General features: G+C 42.0%; 1 protein-coding gene. It reads right to left on the bottom strand.

Going from position 1 to position 783, the window contains the following annotated elements; genetic code table 11:
• Window positions 1-72: 72 nt before the first annotated feature.
• On the bottom strand, window positions 73-783 hold a 711-nt coding region (locus LI149_RS15025), incomplete at its 5' end, for a transposase (protein ID WP_227143612.1).

Below are 783 nucleotides of genomic sequence, written 5' to 3'. Positions count from 1 at the left end.
ATAAAGACTTCCCATACCCAAAATGGGACTTGTACCTTGAAAACTCTATATTTCAGCTAACAAAATAGCGATTTATGCCACTGATACCGTTGGATGCAGTGCTTTCTGAAGATATTCCGGAAGTCGAGACTCAAAATCGGTAACGAATTCAGAAATCTGGTCGTCCGTCAGTTTCAGTATCTCCTGAAGACTCGCGACAAGTGCTTCCATAAGGATATAAAACGAGCGTGAAAAAGTGATATCTGCCATTTCATCCGCAAGATAGAAGAACAGTTCCCCAAGAGTTCTTTGGTCAGAATTCTGCCGCTGCTCCAGAGCGAGCAGCATGTATCGTGTAAACACGATTGCAGTATGAGCCGTCAATGCATCATAGGACAGACTATGGCACTCACCAATAAGATTCAGCATAGACTTACAGGTTTTGAAGAATACCTCGATCTGCCATCTTTTCCCATAGATGCGTATGATTTCTTCTTCAGACAGACTCATGTCAGTGCATACGAAAGCAAGCCAGTCTTTACGATTAGCCTTGTTGCGAACACAAACGATTTTTGCAGGAATAGAGTTCTCCTTACCGAGCATTACATCTACAGAAAGCAGATATTTTGAACGACCACGACGCTTCTTATTACGGGAGTAGATTTCTTTTATGCTGAGCTTTTCGCCGTTATATTCGTACTTGATACGGCTGCTTTTCTTGATCATGGCAATGACATCAAGCTTTTTTTCTTTGATTGCCTGAATCTGTGCCGGATTCGCAAACCAACAGTCAAAAAGCACATA

It is taken from the genome of Dorea sp. 210702-DFI.3.17 (assembly GCF_020560825.1).
Taxonomy (GTDB): Bacteria; Bacillota; Clostridia; order Lachnospirales; family Lachnospiraceae; genus Dorea; species Dorea formicigenerans.
This window is presented reverse-complemented; position numbering and strand designations above follow the sequence as displayed.